This window comes from Actinotalea sp., from assembly GCF_035443605.1.
GTDB lineage: Bacteria > Actinomycetota > Actinomycetes > Actinomycetales > Cellulomonadaceae > Actinotalea.
In genome coordinates, this window is record NZ_DAORSQ010000053.1 from 11,917 (window position 1) to 19,301 (window position 7,385).

The following is a 7,385-nucleotide window of genomic DNA, read 5'->3' on the forward strand; positions in this document are numbered from 1 at the left end:
GTCGTCACCGTCACGGGCCCCGACCGGCTCACCTGGCTGCACTCGCTGACCTCGCAGGACCTCGCGACGCTGCCGCCGCGCACGTCGACCGAGACCCTCGTGCTCAGCCCGCACGGCCACGTCGAGCACGCCGCGGGCGTGGTCGACGACGGCACGACGACGTGGCTGCTCACGGCGACGCCCGCGGGGCTCGCGGCATGGCTGGACCGGATGCGCTTCATGCTCCGGGTCGAGGTGGCCGACGTGTCCGCGCAGTGGGTGGCGCTCGGCGAGGGCATCGACGCGGAGGGCGCCGACGGCGGGCCCGTCACGTGGCGCGACCCGTGGCCGCGCACGGCACCCGGCGGCACGCGCTACGGCCCGACGGACGCCGAGCACCCCGGGAGCGAGCGGGCCTGGCGGCTCGTGCTCGTCCCGCGCGCCGGGCTGGCGCGGGCCGTGGCCGACCGCGAGGCCGCGGGTGCGCGGCTGGCCGGCACGTGGGCCGTCGAGGCCGCCCGGGTCGCGGCGTGGCGACCGGCCGCGGCCGAGGTGGACCACCGGACCATCCCGCACGAGCTCGACTGGCTGCGCACGGCGGTCCACCTGCACAAGGGCTGCTACCGCGGCCAGGAGACCGTCGCGCGCGTGCACAACCTCGGCCGCCCGCCGCGGCGCCTGGTCATGCTCCACCTCGACGGCTCGGACCACCGGTTCCCTGAGCCCGGGGCGGCCGTCACGTCGGCTGGGCGCGAGGTCGGCTCGGTGACGAGCGTGGTGCGCCACCACGAGCTCGGTCCGGTGGCGTTGGCGGTCGTCAAGCGCAGCCTCGACGTCGCCGCGCCCCTGCTGGTGACCTGCGCGGACGGCGAGGTCGCCGCGGCGCAGGAGGTGGTCGTCGCCGGGGAGGGTGTGTCGGCGGACCGGCCTGCGCCACGCGGCGAGGTCGCGCGCGGCCTCGCGCCGCCGACCACGCGGTGAGCCGCCCGTGCGCCGCCCGGTGAACGCTGCGCAGGGCCACCGGCGGAGCGCGGCGGGGACGCTCGTGCGCTCGCGAGCCCGGCAGGGCTGGGCGCGCGTGCGCCGGGCCGGCGTGCCCGTGCTGCTCGCCAGCCTCGCGGCGGCGATCGCCTACGCGGTGGCCGCCTACGGGCTCGGGCACGCATTCCCGTTCTTCGCGCCGGTCTCGGCATGGGTGGCCCTGGGCTTCACCGCCGACCGCCAGCCACGGCGCGTCGCGGAGCTCGCCGTCGGAGTGGCCGTCGGTGTCCTTGCGGGCGACCTGCTCGTGCACGTCATCGGGACCGGTCCGGTGCAGATCGCCGTCGTGCTGGCCGTCGCGGCGCTGACGGCGCGCTTCGTGGACCGCGGGGACCTGCTCACCACGCAGGCCGGGGTCCAGGCGATCGTCATCGTCGTGCTGCCGGCCGCGCGCTCCGGAGGGCCGCTGGACCGCTGGACCGATGCGCTCGTGGGCGGCGTGGTCGCGCTGCTCGTGGCCGCACTGTCCCCGCAGGACCCTCGACGGCGCGTGCGCTCGCTCGCCGAGGAGGGCGTGGCGGAGATCGCCGGCGTGCTGCGGTTCCTCGCCACCGGGCTGGCCGGCGGCGGGCAGGCGGACGTCGAGGAGGCCCTGGTGCGCGGCCGGGCGTCCCAGCCGGTGCTGGACCAGTGGCGCACGGCGGCCGGGAGCGCGCGCCAGGCGGCCCGGGTCTCGCCGGCGTTCCGGCGGCACGGCCCGGAGCTCGAGGCGCTCGAGGGCGCGGCCGTCCTCGCGGACCGCGCCATGCGCAACACCCGCGTGCTCGTGCGACGCGGGGTGCTCGTGGTGGCCGGCGGGCTGCACGACGGCCCGCCGGGCGCAGACGGCGAACGGTCGCCCGCACCGGACGGGGCCGAGCACGACCTCACGGCCCTCGCCGCCCTGGTCGACGACGTGCGGCGCGGTGCGGAGGAGCTCGCCGCCGCCCTGGGCGCCGGGGCGACGCCCACGCTGGCCAGGGCCCGGCTGGCCGCCGCCGCCGAGCGGGCGGACCCCTGGACCGTCGCCCCGGACGACTGGCACGTGCAGGGGCTCGTGCTGCTGCTGCGCTCGTTGGTCGTGGACCTCGAGGAGGCGGCCGGCATGGACCCCGGGGACGCGCGCGCCCACCTGCCGGAGATGTGACACCCAGGTCCCGCGGGGGCCACGCCGGGCGGGGCTAGCATGTGCGACCGGGGGCGGATCGGTGCGACCCCGGGCAGCCGGGGGGCGATGCGGTGCGGATGGACCGGATGACGATGGAGCGGCTCCTCGAGCCGCGCGACCGGGTGGCCGCCGCGCGGACGCTGGGGATCGCGGGCCTGACCGCCGGCGTCGTGACCATCACGGTCGAGCTCGTGGCTGTGGCCGCGGGGCGGGTCGGCAGCACCGAGGCCACCCTCGCGCAGGCCCTGGTCATCGGCGCGACGCTCGCCGGTGCCGGGCTGACCTTCTGGGCGATCCCGCAGCACATGCCCCGGTCGAGCTGGGTGGGCATCGCGGTCTTCGGCATCCTCGTCGTGCTGTGGGCGGGCCTGGGCACCCGGGACGCGAGCGCGGCCGGGCAGATGGGCGTCGTCTACCCGGCGGTCTACGCCGGCGCGCACCTGCGGCCCGTCGTCGCGTGGGTGGTCTCCGGGCTGTCGTTGCTCGTCAACGCGGCGGTCGTGTTCACCCTCCTGCCGCTGCGCCTGGCGCTCGCCGACTTCTTCGTGGTCAGTGCGGCGGTGGCGATGGTGACGTTGGTGCTGGTCGAGGCGGGCCGGCACCAGGACGCGCTCACCGCACGCCTCGCGGAGCTCGCCACCACGGACCCGCTCACGGGGCTCGGCACGCGCCGGGTCCTGGAGGACGCGATCGCGCACGCCGCGCCGTCGCGTCCCGTGCCAGCGCACGGATCGGTCGCAGGGACCGGCCTGCTGCTGGTCGACCTCGACCGCTTCGGGGTGCTCAACGAGCTCTACGGGCACCCGGTCGGCGACGCCGCGCTGGTGCACGTCGGGGCGCTGGTCACCGGGGCCGTACCCGCCGGTGCCACGGTGGCCCGGATCGGCGGCGACGAGATCGCGGTGCTGCTCCCGGACAGCACGCGTGCGCAGGTGCGAGCCGCAGCGGGGGCGGTGCTCGACACCGTGCTCGGCGCCCCCCTGCCGGGCGACCACGGCGGCATCCCGGTGAGCGTGAGCATCGGGATGACCCACCGCGCCGGGGGCGCTCCCGACTTCGCCGAGCTGTACGCCGCCGCCGACGCCGCGCTGTACCGGGCCAAGGCCGAGGGCCGCGGCAGGGTCGTCGTCTCGTAGGCTCACCCCCGTGATCCGTACCGTGCAGGTCTACCTCTTCCTGGCGCTGTACCTGCTCGTCCTCGGGCTGAGCGTCGCCGCTCTGGTCGACGTCGTGCGGCGCCCCGCGGCAGCGTTCCCCCGGGCGGGCAAGCGCACCAAGAGCTTCTGGCTGGCGGTGGTCGGCGTCGCCACGGCCGTGGCCTTCGTCGCCATCCCCCCGCCGATCGGCATCGGGGCGCTGTCCTCGTTGGCGATCGTCAGCGCGGTCGCGGCGATCGTCTACCTCGTGGACGTCAAGCCGGCGCTCGGCCCGAGGTCCGGCGGCCGCGGCGGCCGCCCGCCCGGGACCGGCGGCTGGTGAACCCCGGCGGGCTGCTCGCCCGGGTCACCCGCTCGGGGCTGGTCGAGTCGCTGCACACCGGTCACCTGCTCGTCGCGGGGCCGGACGGCGGTGCGGTCCGCGCGGTCGGGGACCCGGACGTGGTGATCTGGCCCCGCTCGTCGCTCAAGCCGCTCCAGGCGCTCGCGCTCCTGCGCGCGGGCCTCGACATCGACGACGAGGGCCTCGCCCTGGCGTGCTCGAGCCACTCCGGGACGCACGCCCACCTCGCCGTCGTGCGCCGGGTGCTCGCCGGCGCGGGGCTCGCGGAGCGCGACCTGCAGAACACCCCCGACCTGCCGCTCGACGCGGCGTCGGCCGACGCGTGGCGGGCCGCGGGTCGCGGCCCGTCCTCGGTCACGCAGAACTGCTCGGGAAAGCACGCCGCGATGCTCGCCACGTGCGTCGCCGCGGGCTGGGACCCGGTGACCTACCGCGAGCCGGACCACCCGCTGCAGGTGCTCGTCCGGGACGTCGTCGGCGAGGTCACCGGGGTGCCGGTCGACCGGGTCGGTGTGGACGGGTGCGGCGCACCGCTGCTGTCGACGACGGTGCGCGGCCTGGCGCGGGCGTTCGGCCGGATCGCCGCGGCGCCGCGCCGCGACCGGGGCTCGGACCTCGCGCGGGTCGCCGTCGCGATGGGCGCGCGGCCGGACCTCGTCGGCGGCCCCGGCCGTGACGTCTCCGCGTTCCTCGCCGCGGTGCCGGGACTGGTCGCGAAGGACGGTGCCGAGGGGGTCTACGCCGCCGGGCTGCCCGACGGCTCCTCGGTGGCGTTCAAGGTGTCCGACGGCGGTGCACGGCCGCGCGCGGCGATCCTGGCGGCGGCGCTCGAGCTGCTGCTCGCGCCCCGCGGGGGCGCGGACGCCGCCGGGTCAGGGCTCGTTGCGAACCTCGCCGCCGTGCGCGCAGCGGGCCGGACGCCCGTGCTCGGTCACGGTGAGCCCGTCGGCGAGGTCGTCGCGGTGCTCGACGCGCCCGGCGCGGGGCCGGTCGTGGGGCTGGTCGCCGGGCCGGTCGCGGGGCCGGTCGCGGGGGCCGCGGGATGAGGGCCGCGGGATGAGAGCCGTGGTGCAGCGCGTCACCCGGGCGGCCGTCCGGGTGGACGGCGTCGTCGTCGGCGCGATCGAGGGGCCGGGCCTGCTGGTGCTCGTCGGGGCGACCCACGACGACGGCCCGGCGCAGGTCGAGCTCGTCGCACGCAAGGTCGCCGACCTGCGCATCCTGCGCGACGAGCAGTCGGCGCTCGACGCGGGGGCACCCGTGCTCGTGGTCTCGCAGTTCACGCTCTACGCCGACGTCCGCAAGGGTCGCCGCCCGACGTGGAACGCCGCGGCGCCCGGCCCGGTCGCCGAGCCCCTGGTCGACGCCGTCGTCGCGGCGCTGCGCGCCCGCGGGCTGCGGGTCGAGACGGGGGTCTTCGGCGCGGACATGGCCGTCGAGCTCGTCAACGACGGCCCGGTGACGATCCTCCTCGAGGCCTGAGCGCACGCGGTCCTGGAACGGATCCGCCCGCCGGGGGCACCGATCGGTGCCAGGACCTGGCGCTGGGGCATGCTGGTGGTGTGCTCATCGAGGTGGTGCTCGGGGACCTCACCACGCAGCGGGTCGACGCGATCGTCAACGCCGCGAACTCCTCGCTGCTCGGCGGGGGCGGGGTGGATGGCGCGATCCACGCCGCCGCCGGGCCGGAGCTGCTCGCCGCGTGCCGCGCGCTGCGGCGCACCCCGCCGCCGGACGGGCTTCCGGACGGGCTGCCCGTCGGCCGTGCGGTCGCCACCACGGCCGGGCGGCTGCCGTGCCGGTGGGTGGTCCACACGGTCGGCCCCGACCGGCACGCCGGCCAGACCGACCCGGCCCTCCTCGCGTCGTGCTTCACCGCATCGCTCGACCTCGCCGCCACGCTGCCCGCGCGGTCGGTCGCCTTCCCCGCCGTGAGCGGCGGGGCCTACGGCTGGGCGATGGGCGACGTCGCGCGGATCGCCGTCGGTGCCGTGCGCGCGTGGGGCGCCACGCACCCGGACGGCCCCGTCGACCTCGTGCGCTTCGTGCTCGTCTCCCCGGCGGCCGTCGGACGGTTCACGGCGGCGCTCGCCGCGCCGTGACCGGATGCCGTGCGGCCGGGTCCGGGACAGACTGGGCCGTCCGCCGTCGCCGTGAGGGAGCCGAGTGCCATGCAGACCATCAGCCCGTTCCTGTGGTTCGACGACCAGGCAGAGCAGGCGGCGGAGCTCTACGTCTCGCTGTTCCCTGACTCGCGCATCGTGTCCGTCTCGCGCTACCCCGAGGGCTCACCCGGCCCGGTGGGTCAGGCGATGTCGGTGACCTTCGAGCTCGACGGGCTGGGGCTCCAGGCGCTCAACGGCGGGCCGGCGTTCACGTTCACCGAGGCGATCTCGCTGCTCGTCCGGGTGGAGACGCAGGAGGAGATCGACCGGTTGTGGGACGCGCTCACGGCCGACGGCGGCGAGCCCGGCCAGTGCGGCTGGCTCAAGGACCGCTGGGGGCTGTCCTGGCAGATCGTCCCGCCGGTGCTCTTCGAGCTGCTCGCCGACCCCGACCCCGAGCGCGCCGGCCGTGCCATGCAGGCCATGCTCACCATGGGCAGGCTCGACATCGCCGCGCTGCGGGCCGCGGCGGACGGCTGAGCGTCAGCCCGCGAGCCCCAGCAGGGCCGCGAGCGTCCGGCTGAGCGTCAGCCCGCGAGCCCCAGCAGGGCCGCGAGCGTCCGGCTGACGCCGCGCTCGTCGTTCGACGGCGCCCGGTGCCGCGCCACGGCGAGCACGTCGGGGTGCGCGTTGGCCATCGCGAACGACATGCCGGCCGCCGTGAGCATCTGCGTGTCGTTGAGGTAGTCGCCGAACGCCGCGGTCTGCTCGGGGGTGATGCCGAGCAGCTCCTGGACGCGCCGCAGCCCCGATCCCTTGTCGGCGGTGCTGCTCATGACGTCGACCCAGTGCGCCCCGGAGACGACGACCTGCCGGGCCGGCCGCAGGTGGACGAGGGCCGGAAGCGTGGTCTCCTGCGCGACGCCGTCGTCGTACACCGCGACCTTGAGCACGTCGTCCTGCACCGCGAGGAGGTCCTCGACCACCTCGAGCCGGGCGTAGTACCGGTCCGCCTCGGCGACGAACCACGGGTCCGCCCGCTCGATGTACGCCGAGCGCGTACCGCACAGCACGGCGCCGGCCGGCACGCCACGAGCCGCCAGCGTGCGGACCGTGGTGACGACGTCGTGCGCGACCGACAGGTCCAGCAGGTCGGTGCTCTCGGTACGGCCGTCGAGGACCACCTGGGTGCCGTTCTCGGCGATGTACACCAGCTCGACGTCGGCGTCGGCGAACTGCCGCTCGAGCGTGGCGTACTGGCGGCCGCTGGCGGGGCACACGACGATCCCGCGCCGGCGCAGCTCCGGCAGCAACGGCCAGAACCCGGCGTCGACCTCGTGGTCGGAGTCGAGCAGCGTCCCGTCCATGTCGACGGCGACGAGCCGTAGCCCGGCGGCTTGAGCGGCGGGCGGCAGGTCGAGGGACAGGTCGAGGGGCGGGCCGGGCGGCGGGCCGAGCGGCGGGCCGGGCGGCGGGCCGAGCGGCACAGCGGGGCGAGCGGGATCTGCGGTCGTCACGGGACGAGTCTCCCGCACCCCCCGGCAGCCCGCCCCCGCCCCGCCCCCCCGGCCCGCCATGCCCCCCGCCCCGTACCCGCCCCGCCCCCCGGCCCG

Annotated in this window: 9 protein-coding genes; 8 read left to right on the top strand and 1 reads right to left on the bottom strand. The window is 77.1% G+C overall.

All coding sequences use genetic code 11. The features are described 5' to 3' along the window. From ygfZ to PKY62_RS07650, 8 genes are all read left to right on the top strand, one after another. Positions 1 to 960, top strand: a 960-nt coding sequence (gene ygfZ, locus PKY62_RS07615; RefSeq protein WP_324536109.1) for a CAF17-like 4Fe-4S cluster assembly/insertion protein YgfZ, incomplete at its 5' end; no start/stop codon positions are given. A gap of 7 nt (positions 961 to 967) precedes the next feature. Then, positions 968 to 2,146 (top strand): FUSC family protein, encoded by a 1,179-nt coding sequence (locus tag PKY62_RS07620; protein ID WP_324536110.1) that lies wholly within the window; start codon positions 968 to 970, stop codon positions 2,144 to 2,146. 98 nt (positions 2,147 to 2,244) lie between these two features. Beyond that, on the top strand, positions 2,245 to 3,303 hold the full coding sequence (locus PKY62_RS07625; protein WP_324536111.1) for a GGDEF domain-containing protein: 1,059 nt from the start codon (positions 2,245 to 2,247) through the stop codon (positions 3,301 to 3,303). Positions 3,304 to 3,313: 10 nt separating this feature from the next. Next, positions 3,314 to 3,646, top strand: coding sequence for a DUF2516 family protein (locus PKY62_RS07630; RefSeq protein WP_324536112.1), 333 nt, complete (start codon positions 3,314 to 3,316; stop codon positions 3,644 to 3,646). Then, positions 3,643 to 4,713, top strand: coding sequence for an asparaginase (locus PKY62_RS07635; protein WP_324536113.1), 1,071 nt, complete (start codon positions 3,643 to 3,645; stop codon positions 4,711 to 4,713). Before PKY62_RS07630 ends, PKY62_RS07635 begins: the two co-directional genes overlap by 4 nt. Before the next feature lie 10 nt (positions 4,714 to 4,723). Then, entirely contained in the window at positions 4,724 to 5,149 is a 426-nt protein-coding gene (gene dtd / locus PKY62_RS07640) for a D-aminoacyl-tRNA deacylase (protein ID WP_324536114.1), read from the top strand. An 80-nt stretch (positions 5,150 to 5,229) separates the two neighbouring features. Then, a complete protein-coding gene (locus PKY62_RS07645) occupies positions 5,230 to 5,769 on the top strand; it encodes an O-acetyl-ADP-ribose deacetylase (protein WP_324536115.1) in 540 nt (179 codons plus the stop codon). Between the two features lie 69 nt (positions 5,770 to 5,838). Continuing rightward, complete coding sequence (locus PKY62_RS07650) at positions 5,839 to 6,312, top strand: VOC family protein (RefSeq protein ID WP_324536116.1); 474 nt, start codon at positions 5,839 to 5,841, stop codon at positions 6,310 to 6,312. A gap of 47 nt (positions 6,313 to 6,359) precedes the next feature. Here the strand turns inward: PKY62_RS07650 and PKY62_RS07655 are convergent, their stop codons facing one another. Next, positions 6,360 to 7,289 (bottom strand): Cof-type HAD-IIB family hydrolase, encoded by a 930-nt coding sequence (locus PKY62_RS07655; RefSeq protein WP_324536117.1) that lies wholly within the window; start codon positions 7,287 to 7,289, stop codon positions 6,360 to 6,362. Between the last annotated feature and the right edge of the window lie 96 nt (positions 7,290 to 7,385).

What these genes read in the sequence shown, in the direction of transcription:
- PKY62_RS07625 (WP_324536111.1), top strand. Translation starts at nt 2,245, where the DNA reads ATGGACCGGATGACGATGGAGCGGCTCCTCGAGCCGCGCGACCGGGTG.
- dtd (WP_324536114.1), top strand. Translation starts at nt 4,724, where the DNA reads ATGAGAGCCGTGGTGCAGCGCGTCACCCGGGCGGCCGTCCGGGTGGAC.
- PKY62_RS07650 (WP_324536116.1), top strand. Translation starts at nt 5,839, where the DNA reads ATGCAGACCATCAGCCCGTTCCTGTGGTTCGACGACCAGGCAGAGCAG.